The following is a 26677-nucleotide window of genomic DNA, read 5'->3' as shown; positions in this document are numbered from 1 at the left end:
CTGCATGGTGCTCAGAAATCCGTCGGCGCGCCGCCTTCCTCTTTCCGCCTGGCGACAAAGGCCGCCAGTTCGTCGCGGATGCCGTCGTCCATCGGCGGCGCCTCGAAGCTCGCGATGATGTCGCGAAAGACCTGGTGCGCGCGCTGCGGCGTCCACATGGCGCCTGCCGCCTCCCAGGCCTCGAAATTGCGCCAATCGCTCAGGAACGGCTGATAGAATGCGGTCGTGTATCGGTCCTGGGTGTGCTGAATGCCAAAGAAATGCCCCTGGTTGCCCACTTCGCGCACCGCCTCCAGCGCGATGTCGTCGGGGCCGGTCGCGGTCAGCATCGGATCCATGTACCGCTGGATATGCTGCAATATCTCGCAATCCATGATGAATTTCTCCGGGCTGGCGATCAGCCCGCCTTCCAGCCAGCCGGCGGCATGATAGACCATGTGCGCCCCCGACTGCACCGCCGACCATAGGCTGTTCGAGGTTTCCCACATCGCCTGCCCGTCCGGCACGTTGGCCGCGCACACGCCCGAGGCCCGCATCGGCAGGCCGTAGAACCGCGCCATCTGCCCCGTCATCTGCGTCGCGCGCATGTATTCCGGCGTGCCGAAGGCCGGCGCGCCCGATTTCATATCGACATTGCTGGTGAACGTGCCGATGGCGCACCCCACCCCGGGCCGGATCGCCTGCGCCAGCACGATCGCGCACAGCCCCTCGGCCAGCGATTGCGCCACGGCCCCCGCCATGGTCACCGGCGCCATCGCGCCCGCCAGCGTGAAGGGCGTCACCACCAGCCCCTGGTTCCGCCGCGCCAGCCGGATCCAGCCGTCCAGCATCGGGAAATCATGCTTCAGGGGCGAGGTGGAGTTGATGTTGGAATACATGTGCGGGCTGGCTTCGAACTCTTCGTCGGTCAGGCCACCCGCGATGCGCACCATCTCCATCACGTCCTCGACCCGTTCCTTGCCTAGGCAATAGGCATGGGCGACCTTGTCGGTCAGCGTCAGCTTGTCATAGAGCACATCCAGGTGCCGCACGCTGGCATGAACGTCCTGCGGCTCCACCGGATAGCCACCCACGAAATGCACGCAGTTGAAATACTGGCTCAGTTTCAACAGGTTGGCACACATCTCGCGCGTGCCGGTCACCTTGCGTCCGATCCCCATATCCCAGTAACTGGGCGGCGACGACACGTTGCCGAAATTAAGGTGCCGGCCCCCGATCGTGATGGCATGATCGGGGTTGCGCGGGGTGATGGTGAATGCGCTCGGCGCCTTGGCGATCATCTCCATCACGAAATCGCGGCCCATCCGCACATTCTCGCCATTGATGTCGCAGCCGCCGGTGCCGCGCAGGATCTCCACCGCTTCGGGGTTCAGAAACTCGATCCCGATCTCTTCCAGGATGCGCATCGCGCCGTCATGGATCGCGGCGATGCCTTCGTCGGTCAGCGGCTCGACCGGCCGGTCGATATTGATCGGCGGGTTCCAGGGCATCTGGTCGATGACGGCCGTGCCCCGGCGCGTCGCATTACCGGCCCGTCCGCCGCTGCGTTTCCTGCGTAAGGCTGTGTCTGGCATGGTGAGTCTCCTCGAAGGGCTCTTTCCATGCAATCACCGCGCAGGCCGGCGAGTTTGCCGCTTTGCGACAGAACCTGTCGCAGGTGAACTACCGCGGCACGATTAGCGCCGCGCGCCGCCGCAGGATCGAAAGATATACGGTCAGGCTGCCCACCACGATGGCGCCGCCCACCAGCATCGCCACTGTCGGCCGCTCGCCCACGCCGATCCACACCCACAGCGGCCCCAGCACGGTTTCCAGCAACATCAGCAGACTGACATTGGCCGCCAGCGTGTGCCGTGCCGCCAGCGACAGCATGAAGAACGACACCGGCAGCACCACGCCCCCGGTGATCGCCATGGCCCAGACCCGCCCCTGAAACATCGCCTCGACGCCCGTCAGCGACCAGCCGATCACACCCGCGATCCACGCGCCCACCCCGATGGCCAGCAAGATCGGCAACGCGGGGCTCGCGCGCACGGTCACGAAATTCAGCGCCAGCACGAACGCCACGCCCAGGCCAAAGACCGCCCCCGTCGCCGCGGCCCAGTTCAGCGCCACGTCGCCATGCCCGCCGCCCAGCACCGCAATGCCGATCCCCGTCATCACCGCCGCAATGGCCGCCCAGGTCAGGGCCGATGTCGCCTCGCCGGTCACCACCCGGCTCAGCACGGCCGAAAAGACCGGCACCGCGGCCACGCCCATCAGCACCATCGCCGCCGGGGCCGAGGCAATGCCCAGGCAGAACAGCATCGAGTTCAGCACCTGCGCCGCCACGATCAACAGCCCCGGCCCGCTTATCAGCCGGGCGATGTCACCCTCCCTGTCCCGGCTGACAGCGGCCCAGGCCAGCACCATCATCGTGCCCATGAACACACCGCGCCAGCCGGTCATCTGGAAACCTTCCATGCCCGACAGCCGCATCAGCATCGCGTCCGGCGTCAGCACCAGCGTGCCGATCAGCGCCAAAAGAACGCCGCGGGAAACCCCTGTACTCACGTCGTCATCCAAGCCGGGATATGCCCGATATCCGTCAGGACCACATCGGCATGGGGGCGCAAGTCATCCAAGCCTGCGGGACCGGTCAGGACCGCGATGGTCTGCATCCCCGCCGCACGACCCGCGATCAGATCATGCGTGCTGTCACCCACCATCGCCACGCGCGCGGGGGCCAAACCCGCTGCACGGGCGAACGCCAGGCACGGCCCCGGGTCCGGCTTGGCCCCGTGGCCGGAATCGAACCCGGCGATGAAATCGAAGAACCCGGTGACCCCGGCTTCGCCCAGATGGGCGCGAGCGCCGTACTCGGTATCGTTCGTGGCAACGCCCAGCGCGATGCCCTCTCCCTTCAGCGCTGTCAGGAACGGCACGAGCGGTACAGCTTCCGCCTGCGGCGCGGTGGCCGAGGTCTGCATCAGGTAAAGTTCCAGGTCCGCCACCTCGCGCCCAGGCAGCGCCCGCGCGACGCATTCCGCCGCCTCGCGGTTGGTGCCCGCGATGATCGGGCTGGTCGGCGCGAAGCGCCCAGCTGCAAGATCGTAATGCATTTCCCTGGCCAGCCGTGCACGCACATCCGCGTCGCCGCCGGCCAGATCCTCGATCAGCCCCCCAGCCCAAGTGCTCCACGTGGTGTGGAAATCGAACAGCGTGCCATCCTTGTCAAAGAGCAGCCCATCAATCTTTCTTGCTGGTTTGTTCACCTTATGGTCCTCAAAATTAATTTATGTCCAATGGGTCTGAACTCCGCCCGGAAGGGCCGCGCGGGCCTCGACAATCGTCTCGGGCGGCACATTCGCGGCCTCGCTGAACTCCATTATCCAAGCGTCGTCCATCAGGATGAAATCCATCAAAGACGCAAGAAAATCAGGGTCTTGCGCACCGTCTCGCAGGTCATCCTGCCCTGCCCCCGTGGCCCCCATGAACACGTCCAGCAGGTTCTCGTGACCGGCGATCCAGCCCAACGCCTTGAGCGCGACAGTCTCGGCAGCTTCTCGCTGATCGGCCATATTGATTAACTCCCGGCAAGGTTTTCTTAACCAATCACAGGGATAGTCTAGCCATCGGAAAGGACAAGTCGGAAAGGCCTCGGCACATGTCAGGCACCATTCTCATCGTCGATGGTCTCGCGACCAATCGCATCGTGCTGAAGGTCAAGCTGTCGGCGGCTTACTTCAGCGTCGAACAGGCCAGCACCGCGGCAGACGCGGTCGCGGCCATCCTGCGCGACAAGCCTCAGGCGGTGCTGATGTCCGGCGACCTGCCCGACCGTGACGCGTGCGAACTGATCCGCGGCATCCATGCCCTGCCCGGCTGCGACCGGCTGCCGGTGCTGGTTCTGAGCGCTGACCGCACGCCCCAGGTCCGGATCGATCTGCTGCGGGCGGGGGCGGACGATGTCATGTCCAAGCCGTGCTGCGACAAGACGCTGCTGGCGCGCCTGCGCTCGATGGCACGCCATGCGCCGGTCGAGGCCGATCTTGATCTCACGCACGACACCGCCGAAGCCCTCGGTTTCGCCGAGGCGCAGGCGGGTTTCGCCGCCCGCGGCCTGATCGCGGCGCTGCATTCCGGCGCGGCACGCGACCAGGCGCTGTGCCGCCGCCTGGCACAAGCCACCTCGCACCGGTTCGAAACGCTCCGCACGGGCCGGACCGACCTGCTCACCGGTCTGCAAGTACCGCCCGACGTGCTGCTGACCTTTCTGCCCCCGGGCGCCGGCGAGCCCGAACTAGTCCACCTGGCCGAGCTGTGCAGCGCGCCCCAGACCCGCCAATCGCGGGTCCTTGCCCTGATCGATCCCGAAGACGACGCGCTCGCGGCAAAGGTGCTTGACCTCGGAGTGCACGACATCGCCGCCCATGACGCAGACCCCGGCGAGATCACACTGCGCCTTGAAAAGCTTCTGCACGCGAAACAGGCAGACGACACTCAGAAGGCCCGGTTGCGCACCGGGCTGCACGCCGCGGTGACCGATCCGCTGACCGGCCTCTACAACCGCCGTTACGCCCTGTCGCAGATGGCCCGGCTGATCGACAGCGCCCGCTCCAGCGGGCAGACCTTCGCGGTGATGGTCGCGGATCTCGATCACTTCAAGGCGGTCAACGACACCTACGGGCACGCCGCCGGCGACCAGGTCCTGACCCGCGTGGCCCATGCCCTGCGCGACGCCCTGCGCCCCGGCGACAGCCTGTCGCGCATCGGCGGCGAGGAATTTCTGGTGCTGATGCCCCAGTCCGGCATCGCGGACGCCCGCGCCATGGCCAAGCACCTGTGCCAGACCGTGCGCGACACCGCCATCACCCTTCCCGGTGTCCAAACCCCGGTCACGCTGACCATCAGCATCGGTGCGATGGTGGCCGATCCCGCGCGTCAGGGCGCCACGTTCGAGCCCGAGGCGATGGTGGCCGAGGCCGATCACGCGCTTTACGCCGCCAAGTCGGGCGGCCGCGACATGGTAACGATCTCGCATCTCTCCGCGGCCTGAGGCGCCGCGCGGCCCGGTGGGGCTCAGCGCCTGCGCCGCTCCATCTCCTGCTCCAGCCGGTCGGCATAGGCGGCCCGCTCCGACGGGGTCATTTCGATCCAGTACCCGATCAGCAGGTCCTGCGCCGCAGTGACCCGGCCATTGAACAGCGCCCGCACCCGCGCCATCCGGTCCGCCGCCGCCGCCGGGTCGAACGCGTCGGCCCGCAGCAGTTCGACGAGCCCGGCCATTTCCTGGCGCACCGCCGCGCGGTCTTCTTTTCTGTCACGGAATTCCCGGATCATCCGGCGCTTGAGGTCGGCGCGTTCCGCATCGCTCAGCGCGCGGTGCATGGCCCCCATGCCCCCCGGCGGCCCCCTGTGCCCGTCCGGCCCGCCCTTGATCGCGAACCCGGCCACCACGCCGACGACCAGCAGGTTCAGCGCCAGCGACGCCACCAACAGCAGCCGCATCCAGCGCGGCGCCCCGGTGCGGGACGTATGTTCGGTCTTGTCATCCACGCTCATCCCTCCTCTTCGGGGAACAGGTCGGTTCCGATATCGGGCTGCAAGGCCAGGGTGATATCCTCGCCCCATACCTGCTGAGCCGTCGCGTCCAGCCGCTCCGGCGGCGCCACCCCGATCCACAGCCCCGCGACCGCCGCCGCGCTCAATCCAGAGACCGCGGGCCATCCGCCCAGCGCATGGAACACGCCGCGCCATCCGCCGCGCAAGGCCAACCGCTCGCGGTCCTCGGCAAAGGGTTCGGTCCGGTCCGCCCGGGCGAACCCGTCCTGCACATCCTCCGCATCGGCCAGCACCCGCGCCAGGAAATCGGCATCGGGTTCGGGCGCGGTCCGGCGCGCGGCGGCGAAAGCCTCCGTCAGCGCATCTTCAGGTTTGCCGGTCTTGCTCATTCCGCGTACCCCAGTTCATCCTTTCTACCCCGCAGCACATCGCTCAGCGCCCGCTTTCCCCGCGCCGTCAGGCTTTCCACCGCGTCGACGCTGATCTCCATGATCTCGGCGATCTCTGGATTGCCGAGTTCGTCTATGTGCCGCAACACCACCGCCTGCCTCTGACGCTCGGGTAGGGATTGCAGCGCCTCTTGCAGCGCGTCGACCCGGGCGCGTTCCTGCATGTCCTCGGCCGCGCTCGTGCGGTCGTCGGCCGGGTCGCCCGCGGCCTCCAGCGGGCGCTGGCGCCAGCCCCGGCGCAACCGGTCGGTGCACAGGTTCGCCACCACGCGATACAGCCAGGTGGTGACCTTCGCCTCGCCCTGCCGCCAGTCGGGCGCCACCCGCCACAGCCGCAACAGCGCCTCCTGCGCCACGTCCTCGGCCTCGGTCCTGTTGCCCAACAGGCGATAGGCATGGGCCAGCACCCGTGGGCTCAGCCGCAGGGTCAGCGCCCGCGCCGCCGCCCGTTCGCCATTGGCGAACAGAACCAGCAGCGCCTCGTCCGGCACATCGTTCATGGCGTCGAGCGGCATCGTCATGTCCCGGTCGTACATCCAGCCTCGTCATCTGCGTCCGGCTTTTACGCCGAAACGCCCCGCCCCGGCCAGCCCCGCAAAGGACACCGGGACGGGACCGCGCGGATCACTCCGCGTTCTGCTCGCTCTTCTTGCCGTGACGTTTGGCGTGCATCTCGCGCATCTTCTCGCGCGCGGTGTCGAACTCGGCCTGGCTGATCGCGCCATCGCCATCGGTATCGGCCCGCTCGAACATCTTGCCGCCGCGCCGCGCCTGCGCTTCGTCGAAGCTCACGCCACCGTCGCCATCCGTATCCAGCCGTTCGATCATCTTGGCGGCCCGCTTGGCCGCGCGTTCCTGCCCGCGCGCCTGCATTTCCTCCAGGCTCATCACGCCGTCGCCATTGGTGTCGGCGGCGTCGAATCGCGCCTTCATATGCGCCTGCATCTCGTCGCGCGTCAGCTGGCCGTCCCCGTTGGTGTCCAACTGCTCGAACGAATGACGCGGGCCCTTGCCCTCGCCCGACGCGGCCATGCCCTGCACGGCCCCGCCAAGGACAATCGACATGCCAAGGGCGCTCATCATCATCAGGTTCTTCATCGTCTTGCTCCATCTCTGACAGGGTCATTGGGGCGCGATCCGACGCCGCGCCATGAGCTTTCGACCGCGCCTGCCATCGCGATCATGTCCCCTAAACGGCGTGTCCCGCCCATTCCGTCGCCCCGCGCTGATATTTTTGCGGGCGGTCCGGGCGTGCCCTTTGCGACATCCCGACGCACGGACAGCCTGTCACCTTCCATTTTCAGCGCCGGCAGCGCACCTCTAGGGCCATTGACTGGCGAGGCACCATGACCACCACCGACCACCCAACGCAATCGTCTGCCGCGTCGCACGCAACGACGCCCGGCGAAGACACCGCCGAACGCGCGCTCTGGCCCGCGGTTTTTCGCGGGTTTCGTCGCACCTGCCCCAATTGCGGGTCCGGCCCGATCCTGAAAAGCTATCTAAAGCTGCGTCAAACCTGCCCGGTCTGCCGCGAGGATCTCAGCCATGCGCGCGCCGATGACGGTCCGGCCTATCTGACCATTCTCTTCGTGGGCCACCTCATGGCCCCGCTGCTGCATATCACCTTCACCACCTGGCGGCCCGACCCGCTGGTACTCTTCACCATTTTCGCTATTGGCTGCGTCACGCTCTCGCTTTACCTTCTGCCCCGGCTGAAAGGGGCCATCGTCGGCTTCCAGTGGGCGCGCCAGATGCACGGCTTCGGGGATGAGACCTGACCCCTTCGGCACCGAGGGACAGGACCTGATGACCGCAAGCTACCCGAAACATTCCGACAAGAGCGCCATCCGCGACGCGGCTACCGTCATCGTGTTGCGCGACCGCATGACGGAACCGCGCGTGCTCATGGGCCAACGCGGCGCCAAGGCCGCCTTCATGCCCAACAAGTTCGTCTTTCCCGGCGGCGCGGTGGATGCTGGCGATGCCGCGATCCCGCTGGCCCGCCCGATGCCCGAAGGCTGCACCGCGCGCCTGCGCGACGACAGTGAAACCGACATTGCGCACGCCCTGGCCGCCGCCGCGATCCGCGAATTGTGGGAAGAAACCGGGCAAGTGCTGGGCCAGCCCGGCGACTGGTCCGACCCGCCCCCCGCCGACTGGGATAGTTTTGCCGCCACCGGCCACCTGCCCGACGCCTCGGCGCTGCAATTCGTCTTCCGCGCCATCACACCCCCGGGCCGCCCCCGGCGCTTCGACGCGCGGTTCTTCCTGGTCGATGCCACGGCGCTCGCCTCGGACCCGGACGATTTCTCGCCCGCCTGCGACGAACTCAGCCATCTGCAATGGGTGCCCCTGGCCACCGCCCGCCACAACTATGACCTGCCCTTCATAACCGAGGTCGTGCTGGCCGAAATCGAGGCCCGCGCCCACGATCCCGCGCCGCCCGCCTCGGTGCCGTTCTTCCGCAATGACGACGAAAGCAACCTCTTCAAGCGCCTCTACGGTGCGCGCCTGCCCGACTGACGCGCCGGGCCGCTATCCCAGCAACACCAGCAGCAGGATGCTGGCACTTACCAGCACGATCCCGATCAGCTCGCGCCGCGTGACCGTCTCGCGAAAGAACAGGACCGACGCCGCCAGCGAAAAGATCACCTCCACCTGCCCCACCGCAAAGACGTAGGCCGCGTTCTGTAAGGTGAAGGCCGTGAACCAGCCAACGCTGCCCAGCAGGCTCGTGACTCCCATCCACACTGCGCGCCCCCGCGCCGCCCAGACACGGGACAACTGCCGCGGCTCGCCCCAGCGCAGATAGGCCGCCATCCCAAGGCTCTGCGCCGCCGTAACCGCCGCCACCGCGATCATCGCCCGCAGGAACGCGTCGTCACTGGCCACCTCCAGCGTCGCGCCCCGGTACGTCACCGCCGACACCGCGAAAAACGCGCCCGAAGCCAGCCCCAGAAGCGGCGCGCGGCTGGTCACCCGCCGCCACCAGCCGCCCGCGCCGCCCGGCACGTCCGACAACACCAGCACGCCGATCAGCCCCAGGAAGATCGCCACCAGCCCCGGCAAGCTGATGCGGTCGCCCAGCACGATCAGCCCCACCAGGGCTGTCTGCACCACCTCGGTTTTCTTGAACGTGATGCCCACCGCGAAATTTCGCTCGGCAAACAGCAGCACCACGCACCACGTCGCCAGGATCTGCGCCAGCCCGCCGCTCAGCACGTAGATCCAGAACCGCCCGCCCACCGCCGGCAACCCTTGCCCGGACCACGCCGCATAGCCGCCCGCCAGCACCGCCGCCATCGGCGCGGCATAGGCGAACCGCGCAAAGGTCGCGCCCAGCGCGCTCAACGTCCCCATGCTCAGCGATTTCTGCAACATGAAACGCAGCGTCTGGAAAAACGCCGCCATGATGGAAAGAAGGATCCACGGTTCGACCATGGATCTCCTATTGCCGGTCTTTTACTTCCTCCGCCAGAGCGGATGCGCCACCGGGTCCTTCGCCCGCAACAGGTGACGCGCGAAAATCTCTGCGTAAGAGCGATAATAGTACCCGCCATTGCGCCGCAAATACGTGTCGCGGTTCTGCCGCCACATCGCCGGCAGCCGGTACCACGCCACCTTCGGATGCATGTGATGCACCACGTGCAGGTTGTTGTTCAGAAAGAGAAACGCCAGCGGCCCGCCATCCTCGACCACCACGGTCCGCCCGCTGGCGCGCTCATGCGCCCGGTGCTCCAGAAAGGTGCGGATCTTCAAAATCGCATAGGCCAGGTAGGCGCTGACCAGGTAGGCCCAGACCGGCATCGGAGACACCGCGACCAGCGCCAGCACCGCCGCCACGCCCAGCCCATGCAACACCCAGGCCCGCGCAATGCCCTCGTCCCCGGCCCGGATCGCGGCCCAGTCGCCGCGCATGAACACCACCTGTCCCAGCACCGGCCCCACGATCATCCGCCCCAACAGCGTGTTGTTGAAGCGCAGCACGGCCCGGAACCAGCCCGGCAGCCGCGCCCAGACCTCGGGGTCAAGGTAGTTCGATTCCGGGTCGTCATAGGGATCGGTCAGCAGGCTGTCGCGGTGATGCGCAAGGTGCAGTTCCATGAACCGCCGGTAGGGCACGCACAGCCCGAGGCTGAAGAACCCAAGCGCCTCGTTGAGCCTGTCGTTTCGGGTCGGGTGCCCGTGGATCATCTCGTGCACCAGCGACGAATGCAGCGTGATCCCGATCGCCGCCACCGCCACGCCTGCCGGCAGCCAAAGCCCCGCCAGCCAGAACAGCGCCATGCCCCAACCCGCATAGCACGCGGCCAACAGTCCCAGTGTCGGCCATTCCACGTCCGTCAGCGCACGCGCCCCCGGCCCCGGCACCGGCCCGGCGCCGCCTTCGAATTCCACTTTCATCTTGTCCCCAATTCAGTCCTTCACAAAACCGTTACGACAGATCCTGTCAGGGGGGCAGTCAGAGAATGATTAACAAACCTCTCGTTTGTTGATAAAATCCAACATATGATCCAGAAATCCGACAAACGTGACCGCGCCACCCTCTTCCGCACCCGCCTCAACGAGGCGCTGCGCCTGCGCGGCACGTCTCAAAGCGCACTGGCGCGGACCGTCGGCGTCGACCGTTCGACCATCTCGCAACTGCTCAAGGGCACCGGCGCGCGCCTGCCCAATGCGCAGGTGGTGGGCGAATGCGCCCGCGCCCTCGGCATATCCGCCGACTGGCTCCTGGGCCTCACCGACCGGCCCGAGACCGCCGCGGACATCCTCGCCAACACGCTTTCCTTGACCGAAGCCCCCCGGGCGCTCGTCGACGAACAGATCTTCGCCTGGCACCGCGAGGCCGCAGGCTACAAGATCCGCCACGTCCCCGCCGGTCTGCCCGACATGCTGAAAACCCGCGAATTGCTCGAATGGGAATACACCCCCCACCTGGGCCGCTCCACCGAACAGGCCATCGGCGCATCAGAGGATCGGCTCGACTGGATGCGCGGCACCCGATCGGATTACGAAATCGCCCTGCCGCTCTTCGAGATGCACAGCTTCATCGCCGGCGAAGGCTATTACCACGGCCTGCCCCGCGACATCCGCCAGGGCCAGGTCGATTACCTGCTCGAAATCACCGAACAGCTCTACCCCCGCCTGCGCCTCTACCTCTTCGACGCCCGCCGGCTCTACTCCGCACCCATCACCGTCTTCGGTCCGCTCCTGGCCGTGCTCTATCTGGGGCGCAACTACCTCGCCTTCCGCGACACCGAACGGGTCGCGGCGCTGACGCTGCATTTCGACGCGCTCGTCCGCGAAGCCGCCATCGGCGCCCGCGACCTGCCCGCCCACATCCGGAAATGCTGGGCCGAAACGGCGGACTGACCGCACCGCCTCTTCTTCTGGCCAAAAATATCCTGGGGGAGCGGCGAAACACCGTTTCGCCGCGGGGGCAAAGCCCCCGTCAACACGCGCCACAAAAGCGTTTTCGGTCGGGCATCGCGTAGGGTTGGTGAAAACCCACCACCCGCCCCTCAATACGGCATCGGATGCGCCTTGTGCGTGTCGTCCAATGCCTCCAACACCTCGTCGGACAACGCCACCTCCGCCGCCCCCAGCGCCACGTCCAGCTGTTCCAACGACGTCGCCCCGAAAATGGCCGAGGTCATGAAGGGCCGTGTCAGGCACCACGCCAGCGCCATCTGCACCGGGTCGAGGCCGAACCGCCGCGCCACCTCCAGGTAGGCGTCCACCGCCTCAAAGGCCCTGTCGGTCTTCCGCCCGCCCAGCGTCTCGTTCAAAGACAGGCGCGAGCCCTCGGGCACCGCGCCGCACTGGTACTTGCCGGTCAACAGTCCCGCCGCCAGCGGCGAGAACGCCAGCAATCCCACATCCTCGTTCACGCTCAGCTCCGCCAGGTCGGTATCAAAAAGGCGGCACATCAGCGAATACTCGTTCTGGATCGAAGCCACCCGCGGCCCGTCCACCTCATCGGCCACCCGCAACCACTGCGCCGTCCCCCAGGCACTCTCGTTGGACAGCCCGAAAGCCCGGATCGTGCCCCGCTCCACCTCGCGTTCCAGCGCGCCCAGCGCATCTTCCATATGCGCCCGCGTCGCGGCCGGGTCCTGCGCCGATGGATCGAATGTCCAGTTCTGCCGGAACATGTAGCTGCCCCGGTTGGGCCAGTGAAACTGGTAAAGGTCGATCACGTCCGTCTGCAACCGCTTCAACGAGCCTTCGATGGCCTGCGGAATCGTCGCCGACGAGATCGGCGCGCCCTCCCTCGCGTGCTGCATCCCCGCGCCCGAATGCTTGGTGGCTAGCACCACGTCACCGCGCCGCCCCGTCCGGACAAACCACGTGCCGATGATCTCCTCGGTGCGCCCGATGGTCTCCTGCGCGATCGGGTTCACCGGGTACATCTCGGCGGTGTCGATGAAATCCACACCCCGGTCCAGCGCCCGGTCGATCTGGGCGTGTCCCTCGGCTTCGGTATTCTGGCTGCCCCATGTCATCGATCCGAGGCAAAGCGCGCTCACCTCTATGCCCGTCCGTCCCAATTGCCTGCGCTGCATGTCCCGCTCCGTCTTGCCTGTCGTCAAAGCCCCATATGTAGCGGCTCTGTCACGGGCGTCACCCCTATTTCGATATTGAGAACAAATGGCGAACAAACTACATTGAACGCCATGGACACCACCCTGCTTACCCGCCGCAGCAGCCACCGCACCCGCCCCGCGCTCACCGTGCTGGGCGAGATGGCCCTGACCCCCGCCCGCCTGCACGAGCTTTGCGGGCCGGCGCGGCACATGGCGGCGATGCTGGTGGCCGCGGCCACCCAAGGGCCGGTGTTCTGGATCGCCCCCGACTGGGCCGCCGACCGGCTCAACCCAGATGGCATGGTGGCGCTGGTGGGCCCCGAACGCTTTACCTTCCTGTCGCCGCGCCAGCCCATCGACCTTCTGTGGTGCCTCGAGGAAGTGCTGCGCTCCGGCGCCGTGCCCCTCGCGGTGGCCGAACTGCCGGACCTGCCCAATCTCACCCAGGTCCGCCGCCTGCATCTCGCGGCGGAAACCGGCGCGGCCGAAGGCACCGGCGCGCCCCTCGGCCTCATTCTCACCCCCGGCGAGGGCGGCGCCCCCGGCGTCGAAAGCCGCTGGCACATGACCCCAGCCCACACGCCCGGGCGGCTGGGCTGGACCCTCGCGCGCCGCCGCGCCCGCACACTGCCCCCGGCGACATGGGCCGTGACCCGCGCCAAGGGCGGCTTTGCGCTTGATCCCTGCAAGGAAACTGGCACGCCCGCCTGAACAAAGACGCAGGAAACGCGCCCCGTCCAGACCTGTCCATCCCTGTCCCGCCGCCACGCCGGATTATTGCTCGCGGAACGCCCGCGACATCGAATCCGTGATCGGCTTGCTGAGATACTCGAAAAAGGTCCGCTCGGCGGTCTGGATCATCACCTCCGCCGGCATCCCCGGCGTGGGGGCAAAATTGCGCACCCGCGCAATCTCCTCGGGCGGGATCCGCACCCGCGCCAGGTACACTTCCTGCGGCATCAGCTCCGACTCGTCGGGCAGCGCGTCGGCCGACACGTAATAGACCGTCCCGTTCAGCACCGGCGTCGTGCGCTGGTTCAGCGCCACCAGACGCACCGTCGCAGACTGCCCTATCTTGACGCTGTCGATATCGGTGCGCGGCAGCTTGGTCTCAATGATCAGCGGCGCATTCGCGGGCAGGATCTCGGCGATGGTCTTGCCGCTCTCGATCACCCCGCCCGGCGTGTTGTAGGTCATCCGCACGACCGTCCCCGCCACCGGCGACACGATCGACGACCGCGCGTGCACCTCCAATGCGCGGTTATAGTTCTCGCGCACCGTGTCCAGCTCGTTTTCCGCCGACTGCAGCTCGTCCAGCGCGGCCTTGCGATGCTCGACCACGACCTGCTCGATCTGCTGCTCGTGCTTGGCCAGCAGCGCGTCGACCTCGTGTATCTCTGCCTGCAACTGCCCGATCTGGCCCAGACCGTCCGCCTGCGCGCGGTACAGCGAATTCAGCTGCGATTTCTGGGTCAGCCCCTTGTCCAGCAGGGCGGATTGCGCGGCGATATCCTCCTTCAGCAAAGCGATCTGCTGTTCCAGCGCACCCTGCTGCGCCAGAAACCCTTCCTTGCGGCTGTTCAGCGCCAGCATGTTGCTTTCCAAAAGGCCGATGTCCTTTGCGATCTTCGCTTTGGACGATTCAAAGTTCAGCCGCTGGTTGCTCAGGATCTGCTGCACCGCCGGGTCGTCCGCACCCCCCGACAGGAAAGGCGGCACCGTGAAACTGTCGGCGCCGTTGTATTCCGCCAGCAGCCGCGCCGCCACCGTCTCCAGCCGCGCCCGCCGCAGGTACAGCTCGCGCAGCTTGGCCTGCGCCGCGGTCTTGTCCAGCTGGATGATCGCCTGACCCTCAGCGACACGCTCGCCCTCGGACACCAGGATATCCTGGATGATCCCGCCCTCCAGGTGCTGCACGAACTGGTTGTTGCCGATCGCAACGAACGATCCTTGCGTGATCACTGCCGCCGCCAGCGGCGCCTTGAAGGCCCACGCCCCGAACCCGCCGAAGGATGTCAGCATCACGGTCAGGCCAACAAAGGTAAATCGCCGGATCGAGCGCGGCACTTCCGCGAACCAGCGTGTCTCGACGGGCAAGGTCTGCATTTTAATACGGCTCACAATAAAATCCTCCGTTCAAACTGGGTCAGGCCGGTGCCGCCGCGGCCGGCGGCGCCGCCGGGCCGGTCCCTGGGCCCGGCGCGGGCTGTGGATTGCCCGACAGTGACTGCAACACATGCTCCCGCGGGCCGATCATCGACACCGCGCCACCGGCCAGCACCATGATCTTGTCCACATGCGCCAGCAGCGACGGCTTCTGCGTGACCACGACAACCGTGATGCCCTGCGCCTTGGCATGTTGCAGCGCGCGTGCCAGCGCCTGGTCGCCCGCCACGTCCAGGTTCGAGTTCGGCTCGTCCAGCACCAGCAGCCGCGGATTGCCGAAAAACGCCCGCGCCAGCGCGATCCGCTGTTTCTGCCCGCCCGACAGCGGCGCGCCGTCGGCGGCCACCACAGTCTCGTAGCCATGCGGCAGGTTGGCGATCATCTGGTGCACGTCGGCCAGCTGCGCCGCCTGATAGATCTGCTCGTCCGTGGCATCGTCCCGCATCCGCGCGATGTTGTCCTTGATCGTGCCGGGAAACAGTTGCACGTCCTGCGGCAGATACCCGATGCTCTCGCCGAACTGCCGCTGATCCCAGTTGCGCAGGTCCATCAGGTCCAGCCGCACACAGCCCGAGGTCGGCAGCACCGCCCCCACCAGCATCTTGCCCAGCGTCGTCTTGCCCGCGCCCGAATTGCCGATCACAGCCAGAGACGATCCCGGCGCCAGGCTGAAGCTGATACCGTTCAGCACCACGTTCTTGGTGCCCTGCGGCACGTATAGCAGGCGTTCCACGTCCAGCCGCCCTTCGGGCCGCGGCAGCACCAGCCGGTCATGGTTGAGAGGCGACGCTTTCAGCAGGTCGGAAATCCGGCCAAACGACGCGCGCGACAGGATGAACTGGTTCCATCCCTCGATCGCGCCTTCGATCGGCGCCAGCGCCCGGCCCGCGATGATCGACGCCGCGATCACCATGCCGCCGGTCAGTTGCCCGTCGATGGCCAGGTACGCGCCCCAGCCCAGCATCGCCACCTGCGTCAACAGCCGCACGCCGCGCGAAAACGCGGCCGAGGTGATGTTGCGGTCCTGCGCGCGCACCTGCGCGGTCAGTGATGCCGCCGTGTCGCGCCCCCAGATCGACACCGCCTCGGGGATCATCGCCAATGCGTTGATGATCTGGCTGTTCCGCGACATCGAATCCAGATGCATGTTGGCCGCGCTCTGGTGCCGGTTGGCCACCGTGAACGGTCCCGACGTCGCCCGCTGGTTGATCATCGCGATCACCAGCAGCAGCAGCGCCGTGCCCACCACGATCAGCCCGAGGTGAAAGTGGATGAGGAAGATCGCCAGCACGAACAGCGGTGCGAACGGCGCGTCCAGAAACGCCATCAGCGTGCCCGACACCAGAAAGCTGCGCAGCTGCTGCAAATCTCCCAGTGTCTGGTACTCGCGCCCGTTGCTGGCCAGCGCCGCGCGCGCCGCCGCACTCAGGATCGACGCGCCCAGCCGCGCGGCCAGCTCGACCGCCGTGCGCATCAGCACAAAACGCCGCATCGCGTCAAAGAACGCCTGCAGAACGACCGCGCCGATGATGACGCCGGTCAGCATGATCAGCGTGTCCACCGACCGGCTGGTCAGCACCCGGTCCGAAATCTGGAACAGATAGATCGGAATCGCCAGGATCAGGATGTTGGTTGCGAAGCTGAACACCAACACCACCGAAAGGTTCCGGCGCACGGCTGCCAGGCCCAATTTCAGGTCGCGGCCGAAATCGACCGGGCCCGAGCGTTTGTGAAATCCTGCCCCGCCCCCGCCACCGTTGGCGCCACCGCCCTCACCGCCACTGGGGAGAGGCGCTTTCGGGACGCCGCGCACGGGCGAAACCTCGTTCGCCCGCTTGGCATCGATCACGGGTGTGGGCGATGCGTCAACGGTTTCGGGGGCGGGATCGGGCCCGCTAGCGGCGGGCATCCCTGTCCCGGGCACGCGCAGGTCGGGCGAAAGGGTCAGAAGATCCACTCCCCCGGTACGATCCTTTTCGTGAGTGGCGGCAGAAGCGCCCTGCGCGGCCCGTGATTCGTGACTATCCATGGTTCAATATCTCTTTTTCAAAATGTTTCCGCTCAAGCCAGCAGACCTCCCATCGGATCGCTGCCCATATCGTCCCCGCCGACATAGCCGCCGTATCCGCCATCCCCGTCCTCGGCCTGCTGATCCACGTCATCCATCAGAAAGGCGACCGCCTCGGTCACCAATCCGCCCCCTTGCGTCAGAAGCGGGCTGTCCTCTTGCACGATCAGCCCGGCTTGGTGCATCAGCGCGTCGGAATAGACCTCGCCGCCCACCTGGATCTCGGAATCGACACCGAATTCCGAGATCGCCGCGATGTTGATCAACGCATTCGCCCCGGTGATCGCTGCCGCCGCATCGCCCTGCGCGCTGACGTCCACCTGATCGACATCCGACAGGATGTTGACCTGGTCGACGACCTGAAGGCTTATCAGGTCGCCCTCGATGTAAAGCACGCTCAGAACCTCGTCCTGCCCGTCGAATGCCTCATGCCGCAGGATGCTGCCCGGCACCGCGTCCGACCCGGCGGCAAGGCTGTCGCCCAGCGCCGCGAACCCGTCCGACATGTCGTGATACGTGTCGGCGCCGATCGAACGAATGCTGGCCTGGTTCCACAGCACGTTGCCGCTGTCGGTCACGTCCCAGGCCTCGTCCTCGGGATAGGTGATGAAATCGTCGTCCAAAAGCACGTTCATCTGGTTGACGATGCTGGCGTTCACGATGTCGCCACCGACCACGATCAGATCGTAGATATAGCTCAGCTCGACCAGGCTTGTGGCGTTCACCGTCAGGTTGCCGCCGCTTTGGATGAAGGTCTCCGAGGCGGTCAGTTCGGTGCTCACAATGTCGTCGTCGGTCACCAGATTCTGCTGGTGCAGGTAGTTGAAGTTGACCACGTCCCCCTCGATCCGCATCACCGATGCGATCCACGGAAATACCGGCGCGTCCTCCTCCTCGTCTGCCGCGTCATCCGTGTCGTCGCTTTCCGGCGCCGTGCTGACGGTCAGGAATGACGCGGCGTTGCTGACGATGTTGTCGGCGCCGCCCGCGCCCCGAAACATTCCGTTCACCGTATCAAGATCACTGATCACGTTGGTCTGGCTGATACTGACCACCGACAGGCTGTCGCCCATCACCGCGATCACCGGCGCCTCTGCCAGCGAAAACGAAATGTAGCCTTCGTTGACCACCGTGTTGCCGCCGGTGATCACGTCATGCGCCGGTCCGGTGTCGTCCTCCGCTTCGGGCAGAACCGGCAGCACCTCCGTCAGATCGGGCAGCGCATCGCCCTCTTCTCCGTCCACGTGGATCCCGGCGGCGTCCTCTCCGACCAGCGTCGCCACCTGGGCCTCCTTCGGCGCCCCCGGCACAAAGGCGCTGACGCTCTCGTGCACCTCGCGGCCCGTCACCGCGATGTCGGCGCCACTTTCGGGAATCTCGGGAATATCCGGCCCGGCCAGTGCGGCGCCCTCCCCCGCCAGCCAGTCCAGCGCAAGGGCCGCCGCTTCCTCGGACAGTTCCACCACGGCATCCGCGCCCAAAAGCCGGTCGGAATCGGCCAGCAGATTGTGCTGATAGACCACCGTTGCATAAGACGGCGGTGGCGGCGGTGGCGCGACGTAAGGCTGCGGCGCCCCCCCGAGGGCCACCCCCGGCACCCATTGCGGCGCCACGACGCTCGCCCCCGCCACATAGGGCAGGCCAGCTTCGACCCCGGTCTGCATGTAAACTGACACCGGCGTGAATTGCTCGGGCAGCGGCAGCAGCTGAATACGATAGGATATACCGGCATCGACAGCCACCGGCTGCATCGGGGCCGACAGCGTGATGGTGATCGTATTCAGGCCGTTTCCAGGACCATAGGCCGGTCCGGCGTTCTCGAACGGATCGTGATCCGTGCGCAGGCGGGCCTGTTCGATAATCTGGTTGAAAGACCCTATAAAATGGGCAATCGCTTCGGTTGTAAAATCAAAGGCCATTTGTTCTTCCTACTCGTCAGAGATCGAAGACCAGACCTACTTTTCTGGTTTAAAATATGACCTGCGCGATGCGCACCGCGCAGGCCGTTTTCAATGCAAGGCCGGGGCCTCAGACGGTGTCGTCTTCGCCCACCAGCGTCGAGGTCAGCGAGCCGCCGACCACGGTCATGTCGACCGTGTTGCCCAGGATGTTGGCACCCTGAACGATGCTCTGGTTGAACGCCGAGGTATCGACAACCGCCGACGCTTGGGCTTCGCTCAAGCCGTTGACAAAGCCGTCATCGCCATTGTTCGAGCCCCAGAGGCCGCCATGTCCGGCCATGCCGCCGTCGCCGTTGTTGGCGTTGCCGGCCGAGCCGCCATAGCCGCCGATGGCACCTGCGGCACCACCCATGGCCTGGCCACCCATGCCGTCACCGCCGCCACCTGCGCGCGCCGCAGCCATGCCGCCGTCGCCGCCGGCACCCAGGCCAAGGCCCAGGCCGGTGCTCATGCCGGCACCCAGCGCGTTCGCGCCGCCGCTGTTGCCGCCATCCGCGTCGGAGGCACCGATCGCGCCGGACCCGGCATTGCCGCCGTCGCCGCCGTCACCGCCGGCCCCCAGGCCGATCCCGGCTCCCAGGCCGACCGGTACCAGCCCAAGGCCACCCAGGCCCAGTCCGCCGCCAAGGCCAGCCGCACCACCGCCATCGGCGTCATTCACGCCGATCGCGCCAGAGGCCGCGTTGCCGCCGTCACCGCCAGCACCGCCGTTACCGGTCTCGCCGCCGACACCGACGCCCACGCCGATGGAACCCAGTCCACCGCCAAGGCCGGCCGCGCCGTCACCACCGCCGGAGGCCGCGATGCCGCCATGGCCGCCTTGGCCGCCCGCGGCTGCCGCGATCCCGCCAAGCGATGCGGCGTCACCGCCCCATCCGCCGGCCGAAAGCGCACCGGACCCGCCAGTGCCCCCCGTCGGCTGGGATTCGATGCCTTCATCGGCAGTCGCCGTCCCGCCTGTCGCGCTGCCCTGCTGCTGGAAATTGCCGCTGTTCTGGACCTGCGCGTTGTGAACGGTGTCATTGTCCGTCAGCGACGCCGATTGCGCCAGAACGGTCCCGGCGTCGTTGCCGGCGCCGTTCAGCGCGTCTTCCAGCACGTCTTTCAGAACGATGTCATTGCCGGCGCCATAAACAGCATGAACGCTACCGCCCTTGGTCGCCATCATGATATCACCGGTCGAGCTGCCACCTGACAGGTCGAAATCAGCAAAATCATCGTCTGACGGCAGGCCTTCCAGCCCGACATCCACGTTCACATTGACGTCTGTCGTGCTGACATTGGTCGCTGTGTTCGTGGCCGTGTTCGTCGCGGTGTTGGTGGCATCATTGTGATTGTAGTTGCCGTTGGCGTTGACGTTGCCGTTGGCATTGCCGTTCACGTTGCCGTTGGCGTTCCCGTTGGCGTTGCCATTACCGTTGTGGTTGCCGTTGGCATTGCCGTTGCCGTTCAGGTTGCCATTGGCATTGCCGTTGCCATTGCCGTTCAGGTTGCCGTTGCCACTGAGGTTCACGTTCTCATTATGGCTTGACTGGTGCTGATCCTGACCCTGGCCCTGGCCCTGGCCTTGCGCCTGAGCTTGGCCTTGACCCTGGCCCTGAAGCTGGCCTTGGCCCTGAAGACCGAAAAGGTATTGGTTTTTCTTACTCATTGGACTTTCTCCGAATGGAGCATCCGATGGTCACCGCTCTATACCAAGTGACATGCAGACGGATGCGATTGGTTTGTCTTTGGTTTGAAATTTTCGGGAACCCGCAACGAAATCTCGGTCTTGGACGTCCCGTTTACTGCGATATAAAAAGTTCCGGTCCTCACCCTGTCCTTTCTTCGGGGGCGGTCTCCGGTCGCGGTCATGACGCACGGGACAGATGCGGTCCCGCATACGCGGGCGCCTTGTGCACCATTGTCCGTTGACTAGAGTTGGATCCCCGATCCTTACAGCACGATGTCGTGCCTGACCGAAGATGCGCGCGAATCGGACGTCAAAAACACCCGTTAATCTTGAGTAAACCGGATGGCGTCTATATTTTATCTTTTTATTTCAAATTCTTGAGATGAAGCCGACTGACCCGTTCCGGCTATTCAGTCCAATGCACGCACGACAATCGAAGTAGTTCTTCAACCTGCGATTTAATCCGAAAGATCTAGACTTTTGGCAGAAAACAGACCGAATGATATATGCCGGAACCCGATTTACAGGAAAATTTGTGCCAACACTTCAGTGGTGGTATGATGCGTCATCTTTTGAATTTCATTTTGACTGTTTGATAAATTATTTTGATCTAACAGTGCGTAATGTGACGACTTCTTGGGGGGAGCATTGTCATGCAGCACTTTTCTGAGCCGCGCGAAGTACGCGCGAAAGAGTTCTTAAAATTGGAACGCAAAACACATTCTGTAATCGCATTGGTTTCCGCCAATCAGAGCTTTTCCGAAAGGCTCTGTCGGGTCACCGAAGCCGAGATCGACAGGACCGTCGTGAAACGTTTCGACTCCGTGGACCAGCTTGTCGAGATGCTGCCGTCCTGGCGCGACCGTCTCTGCCTCGTCATTCTCGATCAATGTGCGGCGAAAAAGCTGGATGAACATCTGGCGACCTGGGTCTGCAATCAATCCAGCGCAAAGATCGCCTGCGCCTACGGCGACCCGGACAAAAGCAGGTCGCTGATCACCAGCCCGCTCTATCCCACTGTCGTCTCCAGCTTCTTTCCGGTACACTTGAACTTCGACTCGTGGATCTCGATGCTCAAGCTTTGCCTTTCGGGGCACTCCTACGTGACGCCCGAACTGCTGACGTCGGCGACGCTGACGGCGACCGACCCACCCAACCACGCCGGAGGCCGCGAAGACATGACGCCGGCAAAGCCCGGCAACCGCGTGGCCGCTTCCGCGCTGGATCGGCTGACAGTCCGCGAGATCGAGGTGCTCGAACACGTCGCGCGCGGGCGCCAGAACAAGGTGATCGCGGCCCAGCTGGGCTTGTCGGAAAACACCGTCAAGCTGCACATTCACCACATCATCTCCAAGCTGGGCGTCCACAACCGCACCGAGGCGGCGATGCTCTATGCCACGTCAAGGCTCTGAACCGGCGCAGCCCGCGCATGAAGAGGCGCTGCGCGACATGTTCCTGCGGGTCGGTCAGCTCAATTTCAACTGGACAAACACCGAGAGCCTGTTGATCCACCTGATCGCCGGGCTGGCCGACACCGACAAGGACGTGGCGATGGTCATCTTCCTGACCCTCAACACCACCAGCGCCCGGCTCGATCTTGTCGACCGGCTGGCCAAGCTCGCCCATACACCGGCCGACCAGCGCGACGCGGTGCTGTCGCTGACCGCGCGGTTCCGCAAGGAGGCCACCTTGCGCAACAAGTTCAACCACTGCATCTATTCCTTCAGCCCCGATGGCGGGCCGCTCAACACGATCATGATGCGCATCGCCGACCGCAAGGACCGCATCCTCGTTGGCAAGCAGGAAGTCGCGGACGCACAGGAGGTCGCGCGGATCGACGCCTCGATCGCGCGCCTGCGGCAACTCAACCTCGACATCTGGCAGACCGTCGCGACCTTCGGCTACCCGCTTTAGCCCTCGCCCATCTCGCGCAGCGCCGTCAGCAGCCGCGTCACCTCGGCCTCGGTATTGTAGTGGCACATCGAGATGCGGATGCAATCGCTCAGCCCCAGCGGTTTCAGAACGTTTCCGCTGTAATGGTCGTCCTTGCGGATATGCGTGCGGATGCCTTGCGCGTTCAGCCGCTCGACCACCTCGGCCGACGGCACGCCCGAGACCACCACCGAAACCAGCCCCTCGCGCGCCGGGTTGTCGGCCCCGCCCAGGATGCTCACGTGATCCATGTCGCGCAGCCCGGGCAGGTTGCCGGTGCCGTTGATCATCGCGTCCGTCAGATGCGTCTCGTAGGCGCGAATGGCCCGCCCCGCCGCCTCGATCCGGCGGCGGCGGTCGGTCTCGTCCGACACCTCGCCGCCCAGCCAGTCGAAATAGGCCACCACGTCCGACACGGTGGCATAGGACCCCGCATCGCGCGTACCCATCTCCCACGCGTCCTCGGGCGACCCGATCAGCCTCTCATGCGGCATCCGGCTCAGCCGGTCCGAAATCCACCCGATCCCGAAGCCGTGGCGCGAAAACACCTTGTAGGGTGAAATCGAATAGCCATCGACGCCGTAGCTGTCGAGGTCCAGCTGCCCGTGCGCCGCGTGCTGTATCCCGTCGACGATGATCACCGCCTCCGGCGCCACCGCCCTTATCGCAGCCGAAATCGCCGCCACCTCCATCCCCATCCCTGTAACCGGCGACGCATGGACGATCGTGGCCACCGCGACGTCGGGCGTCATGCGTTCGGCATAGGCCTCTGCCGTCACCATGCCCGTCGCGTCGTCATGCGGCACCTCGACATAACGAAGCCCCGCCACCTCGGCCCAGCGCCGCGCGGCGCTGCGCGAGGCGGGGTGCTCGATCGACGACCCGATCACCTTGGCCCCCTCGGGCGCGTTCACGCAGGCCGTGCGGATCATCCGAAACAGCAGCTCGGTCCCGCTTTCCCCGGCAAAGAACTGCCCCGTCGAGGCATTCATGAACACCGCCAGATCCGCCTTGGCCCGGTCGATCACGTCCTGGATGCCCTGCCCCGCCGGGTTCGCACGGCCAGGATTGTCCGGGATCGCGGCATAGAACCCCGACGTCTCCACCACCTTTTTCAGCGTCAGCGCCCCGCCCGCGTTTTCAAAGAAAATCCGCTCGCCCTGGAACGGGCAGCGGTCCACATGGGCAAAGCGGTCGCGAACGGCCTCGATCAGGCCCGGGGTGTCGTGGATCATCGTGTCTCCATCGGTTGGCGCTGCGCGCGCGGCGCGTCTTGCGTTGCTTAAGTGGGTTTCGCCCCTGGACGCAATAGCCTCCGCACACCCACCGCCAAACCCTTCGCACGAGGCCCGTCATGCCCGCAGGCAGAACACCCATTTCGTTTCTCCAAGGTTGCACTTCTCGGGCGTACCCCGTATCGCGCTCGAAATTGTGAATATACGGTGCTTGCAATGGTCGACGTCACAGGTTTTCCCCGCCCCGGCTCCACGCTCGGGGTCGATCTTCTCAGTCTCAGCGACCAGAACTTCTGGTACATGGGCCTTCTCGCCCGCGACGCGTCGGGGCCGACTTACGTGGCCGGCAACACCAGTTTCAACCAAAGCCGCGACGCTGCCATCCTGCTCTTCGAAGGGGCGTTCACGGCTTCCAATTCCTACTCTGGCGATCCGGTCTATTCCGTGTCGATCATCGACGGCGCGAACAATCGGCTTGTGCAGCTGGATTTCGCCCCCGGCTTCACCGAAGACGATCTGCGCCGCCTCGAAGGCCGCAGCGATCTGGAGGCCTTCACCGTCTTGCTGTCGGGCGACGACACCTTCACCCTGACCGAGGACCGTGATGCCGTGTCCGGCCACGGCGGCAACGACCTGATCGACGGGTTCGGCGGCAACGATACCCTGCACGGCGGCACGGACAACGACACTCTGCGCGGCGGCGCGGGCAACGACGACCTCGACGGCGAAAGCGGCAATGACAGCCTCGAAGGCGGCGCCGGCTTCGATACGATCCACGGCGGCTCCGGCGCCGATACGTTGATCGGCGGTGCCAACGCCGACCAACTTTGGGGCGGCTTCGGCGACGACCACCTCGAGGGTGGCGACGGCTTCGACATCCTCTATGGCGGGCTGAACGATGACACCCTGCTTGGCGGCGACGGACCCGACCGGTTGTTCGGCGGCGACGGCAACGACCTGATCCGCGCGGGCAGCAACTTTGGGGCCACCGTTGACGGCGTCGAGGGCGGCGACGGCGACGACGAAATCCATGGCGAGCTTGGCTTTGACAATTTGTTGGGCAATGCCGGCAACGACCTGATCTATGGTGGGGCACAGGCCGATAACCTCTTCGGCGGCGACGGCGCCGACACGCTGATCGGAGGCGCGGGGTTCGACCGGCTTTTCGGCGGCGACGGCGACGACCTGCTTCAGGATTTCGACGGTTTCGGCGGCCAGTTCGGCGGCGCGGGCGACGACACGCTTCAGGGCGGCGCCGACGCAACGACCTTCTATGGTCAGATCGGCAACGATGTGATCGAGGCCGGTGGCGGCGATGACCGGATCGGCGCCGGCGCCGGATTTGACCGCGTCGATGGCGGGGCCGGCAACGACCTGATGTTCGGCGATTTCAACGCCGACACGTTCGTTTTTGCCGACGGCCATGGCACCGACACGATTGCGGATTTCGACGCGCTCAACGATTTCGAGCGGATCGACCTGACCGCGGTCTCCGCGATCACCGACATCGCCGATCTGAACCTTGGATCGGCGTCCTCGGGCGCCGCGACCCAGGCGGGCGGCGATGTTCTGATCGACACCGGAGACGGCACATCCATCCTGCTGTGCAATGTCAGCCTCGCCGATCTGGACGCGAACGACTTCCTGTTCTGACCAGCGGCGGCACGCGACGGTTCAAGGACTGCGTTCGGGCACCCTTCCCCCAGCCCTTGGCGCGGCCCTCGGCAAACCGCCCATCCAGCAGGCAGCCGCGCCGAAAACGACACCGTTCTGTCGAAAACGCGGCAGGACATCCGCGCCGCGCCATGCCAATCTGCGCCCATGCGCATGATCATTTCCTTCGCGGCCCTCTTCCTGTCGGTCATCCTGTTGCAGTTGTCGACCGGCGGCGTGGCCCCGCTCGATGCGCTGTCGGGCATCACGCTCGACTTCTCCACCCAGGAAATCGGCTTTCTCGGCTCGGCGCATTTCTTCGGCTTCTTCATCGGCTGCTGGTTCGCCCCGCGTCTGATGGGCTCGGTCGGCCATTCCCGCGCTTTCGCCGCCTTCACCGCCGCCGGGGCCATCGGCCTTCTGATGCACATGATCATCATAGACCCCATCGCCTGGGCGCTGATGCGCGTGGCCTCGGGGCTCTGCGTCGCGGGCTGCTACACGGTGGTCGAGGCCTGGCTGCAAGCCAAGGTCACGAACGAGACGCGCGGGCGCACCATGGGCATCTACCGCGTGGCGGACATGGGCGCGTCGCTCGTCGCGCAAATGCTGATCTCCGTCTTGGAACCGGCGTCATATGTCTCCTACAACCTGCTGGCCATCATTTGCTGCGCCTCGCTGCTGCCGCTGACGCTGACCACCGTGCGCCAGCCCGAAACCCCCAAGGCCCCCCGCCTGCGCCCCATGCTGGCGGTCCAATGCTCGCCCCTCGCCGCCGCCGCCGTGATCGTCGCCGCGCTCTCCAGCGCCACATTCCGCATGGTGGGCCCCCTATATGGCCAGCAGGTCGGCCTCGCGCTCGACCAGATCGCGTGGTTTCTCGCCGCCTTCGTCCTCGGCGGGGCGCTGGCGCAATACCCGGCGGGCTGGCTCGCCGACAAATTCGACCGCCGCCACGTCATGATCGGCCTCTCGCTCGCCGCCATCCTGTGCTGCATCGTCACCGCCCTGGCCGGAACCACCTCGCCCAACGGCGCCATGATCGCTGCCTTCTTCTTCGGCTTTACCGCCTTTCCGATCTATTCCGTCGCCGCCGCCCACGCCAACGACTACGCCACCTCTGAACAGCGGGTGGAACTCTCTGCCGCCCTGATGTTTTTCTACGCGTTGGGCGCCATCGCCGCGCCCTACGTGGCCTCCGCCCTGATCGAACGCTACGGCCCGCAAGCGATGTTCGTGATGATCGCCGCGGCCCATGCCGTGCTCATCGCCTTCAGCTTCGTGCGAATGCTCATCCGGCCCAGTGCGGGCGCTCGCACCCGCTATGTCTGGTCGCCGCGCACGTCCTTCCTGATCGGGCGGCTCACCCGCACCGCCCGCGAACACGACAAGCGCACCGACCCCTGA

Annotated in this window: 25 protein-coding genes; 9 read left to right on the top strand and 16 right to left on the bottom strand. The window is 65.8% G+C overall.

Translation table 11 applies throughout. The features are described from left to right. Positions 1-11: 11 nt before the first annotated feature. The 4 genes from XM53_RS09565 to XM53_RS09550 all read right to left on the bottom strand — a co-directional run bounded on the left by XM53_RS09565 (position 12) and on the right by XM53_RS09550 (position 3560). Positions 12-1574, bottom strand: coding sequence for a trimethylamine methyltransferase family protein (locus XM53_RS09565; RefSeq protein WP_057792692.1), 1563 nt, complete (start codon positions 1572-1574; stop codon positions 12-14). Positions 1575-1662: 88 nt separating this feature from the next. Further along, entirely contained in the window at positions 1663-2553 is an 891-nt protein-coding gene (locus XM53_RS09560) for a DMT family transporter (protein ID WP_057792926.1), read from the bottom strand. Next, positions 2550-3254: an HAD family hydrolase gene (locus XM53_RS09555; RefSeq protein WP_057792691.1), complete on the bottom strand. Its 705-nt coding sequence runs from the start codon at positions 3252-3254 to the stop codon at positions 2550-2552. The genes XM53_RS09560 and XM53_RS09555 overlap by 4 nt, the downstream gene beginning before the upstream one ends. A gap of 21 nt (positions 3255-3275) precedes the next feature. Then, positions 3276-3560, bottom strand: a complete 285-nt coding sequence (locus XM53_RS09550; protein WP_057792689.1) for a DUF3572 domain-containing protein — start codon at positions 3558-3560, stop codon at positions 3276-3278. Positions 3561-3646: 86 nt separating this feature from the next. Here XM53_RS09550 and XM53_RS09545 point away from each other — a divergent pair, with 86 nt between their 5' ends. Beyond that, positions 3647-5038, top strand: a complete 1392-nt coding sequence (locus XM53_RS09545) for a diguanylate cyclase domain-containing protein (protein WP_057792687.1) — start codon at positions 3647-3649, stop codon at positions 5036-5038. A gap of 23 nt (positions 5039-5061) precedes the next feature. Here XM53_RS09545 and XM53_RS09540 read toward each other — a convergent pair whose 3' ends face one another. The 4 genes from XM53_RS09540 to XM53_RS09525 form a co-directional block, all read right to left on the bottom strand. Then, entirely contained in the window at positions 5062-5538 is a 477-nt protein-coding gene (locus XM53_RS09540; protein ID WP_160321383.1) for a periplasmic heavy metal sensor, read from the bottom strand. Positions 5539-5540: 2 nt separating this feature from the next. Beyond that, positions 5541-5933: a hypothetical protein gene (locus XM53_RS23425; RefSeq protein WP_057792683.1), complete on the bottom strand. Its 393-nt coding sequence runs from the start codon at positions 5931-5933 to the stop codon at positions 5541-5543. Beyond that, entirely contained in the window at positions 5930-6514 is a 585-nt protein-coding gene (locus XM53_RS09530) for an RNA polymerase sigma factor (RefSeq protein WP_057792924.1), read from the bottom strand. The genes XM53_RS23425 and XM53_RS09530 overlap by 4 nt, the downstream gene beginning before the upstream one ends. A gap of 103 nt (positions 6515-6617) precedes the next feature. Beyond that, the gene (locus XM53_RS09525) at positions 6618-7091 is read right to left on the bottom strand and encodes an EF-hand domain-containing protein (protein WP_057792681.1); all 474 of its coding nucleotides are present in this window, start codon (positions 7089-7091) and stop codon (positions 6618-6620) included. 248 nt (positions 7092-7339) lie between these two features. On the opposite strand from XM53_RS09525, the gene XM53_RS09520 reads away from it, so the two are divergent. Together XM53_RS09520 and XM53_RS09515 are read left to right on the top strand one after the other, a co-directional pair. Then, the gene (locus XM53_RS09520; RefSeq protein ID WP_057792679.1) at positions 7340-7774 is read left to right on the top strand and encodes a DUF983 domain-containing protein; all 435 of its coding nucleotides are present in this window, start codon (positions 7340-7342) and stop codon (positions 7772-7774) included. A gap of 28 nt (positions 7775-7802) precedes the next feature. Continuing rightward, on the top strand, positions 7803-8519 hold the full coding sequence (locus XM53_RS09515) for an NUDIX hydrolase (protein ID WP_057792677.1): 717 nt from the start codon (positions 7803-7805) through the stop codon (positions 8517-8519). Between the two features lie 12 nt (positions 8520-8531). On the opposite strand, the gene XM53_RS09510 is transcribed toward XM53_RS09515, so the two are convergent. Together XM53_RS09510 and XM53_RS09505 are read right to left on the bottom strand one after the other, a co-directional pair. Next, a complete protein-coding gene (locus XM53_RS09510) occupies positions 8532-9437 on the bottom strand; it encodes a DMT family transporter (RefSeq protein ID WP_057792675.1) in 906 nt (301 codons plus the stop codon). 21 nt (positions 9438-9458) lie between these two features. Beyond that, entirely contained in the window at positions 9459-10400 is a 942-nt protein-coding gene (locus tag XM53_RS09505; protein ID WP_082630880.1) for a fatty acid desaturase, read from the bottom strand. 105 nt (positions 10401-10505) lie between these two features. Here XM53_RS09505 and XM53_RS09500 point away from each other — a divergent pair, with 105 nt between their 5' ends. Next, positions 10506-11369 (top strand): helix-turn-helix domain-containing protein, encoded by an 864-nt coding sequence (locus tag XM53_RS09500; RefSeq protein WP_057792673.1) that lies wholly within the window; start codon positions 10506-10508, stop codon positions 11367-11369. A gap of 149 nt (positions 11370-11518) precedes the next feature. Here XM53_RS09500 and XM53_RS09495 read toward each other — a convergent pair whose 3' ends face one another. Further along, entirely contained in the window at positions 11519-12562 is a 1044-nt protein-coding gene (locus XM53_RS09495; RefSeq protein WP_057792671.1) for an aldo/keto reductase, read from the bottom strand. A gap of 111 nt (positions 12563-12673) precedes the next feature. Between XM53_RS09495 and XM53_RS09490 the strand changes: the two genes are divergently transcribed. Then, positions 12674-13294 (top strand): ImuA family protein, encoded by a 621-nt coding sequence (locus tag XM53_RS09490; protein WP_057792669.1) that lies wholly within the window; start codon positions 12674-12676, stop codon positions 13292-13294. A gap of 63 nt (positions 13295-13357) precedes the next feature. Here XM53_RS09490 and XM53_RS09485 read toward each other — a convergent pair whose 3' ends face one another. The 4 genes from XM53_RS09485 to XM53_RS09470 form a co-directional block, all read right to left on the bottom strand. After that, positions 13358-14704 carry an HlyD family type I secretion periplasmic adaptor subunit gene (locus tag XM53_RS09485; protein WP_236544455.1) on the bottom strand — a complete coding sequence of 449 codons (1347 nt, stop codon included), beginning with the start codon at positions 14702-14704 and terminating at the stop codon, positions 13358-13360. Between the two features lie 25 nt (positions 14705-14729). After that, a complete protein-coding gene (locus XM53_RS09480; protein WP_236544454.1) occupies positions 14730-16706 on the bottom strand; it encodes a type I secretion system permease/ATPase in 1977 nt (658 codons plus the stop codon). A gap of 104 nt (positions 16707-16810) precedes the next feature. After that, positions 16811-18736 (bottom strand): hypothetical protein, encoded by a 1926-nt coding sequence (locus XM53_RS09475; RefSeq protein ID WP_057792665.1) that lies wholly within the window; start codon positions 18734-18736, stop codon positions 16811-16813. Positions 18737-18845: 109 nt separating this feature from the next. After that, positions 18846-20429, bottom strand: coding sequence for a hypothetical protein (locus XM53_RS09470; RefSeq protein ID WP_160321382.1), 1584 nt, complete (start codon positions 20427-20429; stop codon positions 18846-18848). A gap of 827 nt (positions 20430-21256) precedes the next feature. On the opposite strand from XM53_RS09470, the gene XM53_RS09465 reads away from it, so the two are divergent. Together XM53_RS09465 and XM53_RS09460 are read left to right on the top strand one after the other, a co-directional pair. After that, entirely contained in the window at positions 21257-21862 is a 606-nt protein-coding gene (locus tag XM53_RS09465; protein ID WP_160321381.1) for a helix-turn-helix transcriptional regulator, read from the top strand. Next, on the top strand, positions 21843-22364 hold the full coding sequence (locus tag XM53_RS09460; RefSeq protein WP_057792659.1) for a hypothetical protein: 522 nt from the start codon (positions 21843-21845) through the stop codon (positions 22362-22364). Before XM53_RS09465 ends, XM53_RS09460 begins: the two co-directional genes overlap by 20 nt. Here the strand turns inward: XM53_RS09460 and XM53_RS09455 are convergent. After that, positions 22361-23617, bottom strand: coding sequence for an aminotransferase class V-fold PLP-dependent enzyme (locus XM53_RS09455; RefSeq protein ID WP_057792656.1), 1257 nt, complete (start codon positions 23615-23617; stop codon positions 22361-22363). The two genes, XM53_RS09460 and XM53_RS09455, sit on opposite strands and share 4 nt — an antisense overlap. Positions 23618-23833: 216 nt before the next feature. Between XM53_RS09455 and XM53_RS09450 the strand changes: the two genes are divergently transcribed. Continuing rightward, on the top strand, positions 23834-25270 hold the full coding sequence (locus XM53_RS09450; protein WP_057792654.1) for a calcium-binding protein: 1437 nt from the start codon (positions 23834-23836) through the stop codon (positions 25268-25270). Positions 25271-25438: 168 nt separating this feature from the next. Beyond that, positions 25439-26677 (top strand): MFS transporter, encoded by a 1239-nt coding sequence (locus tag XM53_RS09445; RefSeq protein ID WP_057792652.1) that lies wholly within the window; start codon positions 25439-25441, stop codon positions 26675-26677.

It is taken from the genome of Roseovarius atlanticus (genome assembly GCF_001441615.1).
Classification (GTDB): Bacteria; Pseudomonadota; Alphaproteobacteria; order Rhodobacterales; family Rhodobacteraceae; genus Roseovarius; species Roseovarius atlanticus.
Note: the sequence above shows the minus strand (reverse complement) of the source record. Positions and strands in the feature narration are given on the sequence as shown.

Bases quoted from the DNA above. Each gene is read 5' to 3' on its own strand.
- XM53_RS09565 (WP_057792692.1), bottom strand. From the start codon at position 1,574: ATGCCAGACACAGCCTTACGCAGGAAACGCAGCGGCGGACGGGCCGGT.
- XM53_RS09550 (WP_057792689.1), bottom strand. From the start codon at position 3,560: ATGGCCGATCAGCGAGAAGCTGCCGAGACTGTCGCGCTCAAGGCGTTG.
- XM53_RS09545 (WP_057792687.1), top strand. From the start codon at position 3,647: ATGTCAGGCACCATTCTCATCGTCGATGGTCTCGCGACCAATCGCATC.
- XM53_RS23425 (WP_057792683.1), bottom strand. From the start codon at position 5,933: ATGAGCAAGACCGGCAAACCTGAAGATGCGCTGACGGAGGCTTTCGCC.
- XM53_RS09530 (WP_057792924.1), bottom strand. From the start codon at position 6,514: ATGACGATGCCGCTCGACGCCATGAACGATGTGCCGGACGAGGCGCTG.
- XM53_RS09525 (WP_057792681.1), bottom strand. From the start codon at position 7,091: ATGAAGAACCTGATGATGATGAGCGCCCTTGGCATGTCGATTGTCCTT.
- XM53_RS09520 (WP_057792679.1), top strand. From the start codon at position 7,340: ATGACCACCACCGACCACCCAACGCAATCGTCTGCCGCGTCGCACGCA.
- XM53_RS09515 (WP_057792677.1), top strand. From the start codon at position 7,803: ATGACCGCAAGCTACCCGAAACATTCCGACAAGAGCGCCATCCGCGAC.
- XM53_RS09510 (WP_057792675.1), bottom strand. From the start codon at position 9,437: ATGGTCGAACCGTGGATCCTTCTTTCCATCATGGCGGCGTTTTTCCAG.
- XM53_RS09505 (WP_082630880.1), bottom strand. From the start codon at position 10,400: ATGAAAGTGGAATTCGAAGGCGGCGCCGGGCCGGTGCCGGGGCCGGGG.
- XM53_RS09500 (WP_057792673.1), top strand. From the start codon at position 10,506: ATGATCCAGAAATCCGACAAACGTGACCGCGCCACCCTCTTCCGCACC.
- XM53_RS09495 (WP_057792671.1), bottom strand. From the start codon at position 12,562: ATGCAGCGCAGGCAATTGGGACGGACGGGCATAGAGGTGAGCGCGCTT.
- XM53_RS09490 (WP_057792669.1), top strand. From the start codon at position 12,674: ATGGACACCACCCTGCTTACCCGCCGCAGCAGCCACCGCACCCGCCCC.
- XM53_RS09475 (WP_057792665.1), bottom strand. From the start codon at position 18,736: ATGGCCTTTGATTTTACAACCGAAGCGATTGCCCATTTTATAGGGTCT.
- XM53_RS09470 (WP_160321382.1), bottom strand. From the start codon at position 20,429: ATGAGTAAGAAAAACCAATACCTTTTCGGTCTTCAGGGCCAAGGCCAG.
- XM53_RS09460 (WP_057792659.1), top strand. From the start codon at position 21,843: ATGCCACGTCAAGGCTCTGAACCGGCGCAGCCCGCGCATGAAGAGGCG.
- XM53_RS09455 (WP_057792656.1), bottom strand. From the start codon at position 23,617: ATGATCCACGACACCCCGGGCCTGATCGAGGCCGTTCGCGACCGCTTT.
- XM53_RS09450 (WP_057792654.1), top strand. From the start codon at position 23,834: ATGGTCGACGTCACAGGTTTTCCCCGCCCCGGCTCCACGCTCGGGGTC.
- XM53_RS09445 (WP_057792652.1), top strand. From the start codon at position 25,439: ATGCGCATGATCATTTCCTTCGCGGCCCTCTTCCTGTCGGTCATCCTG.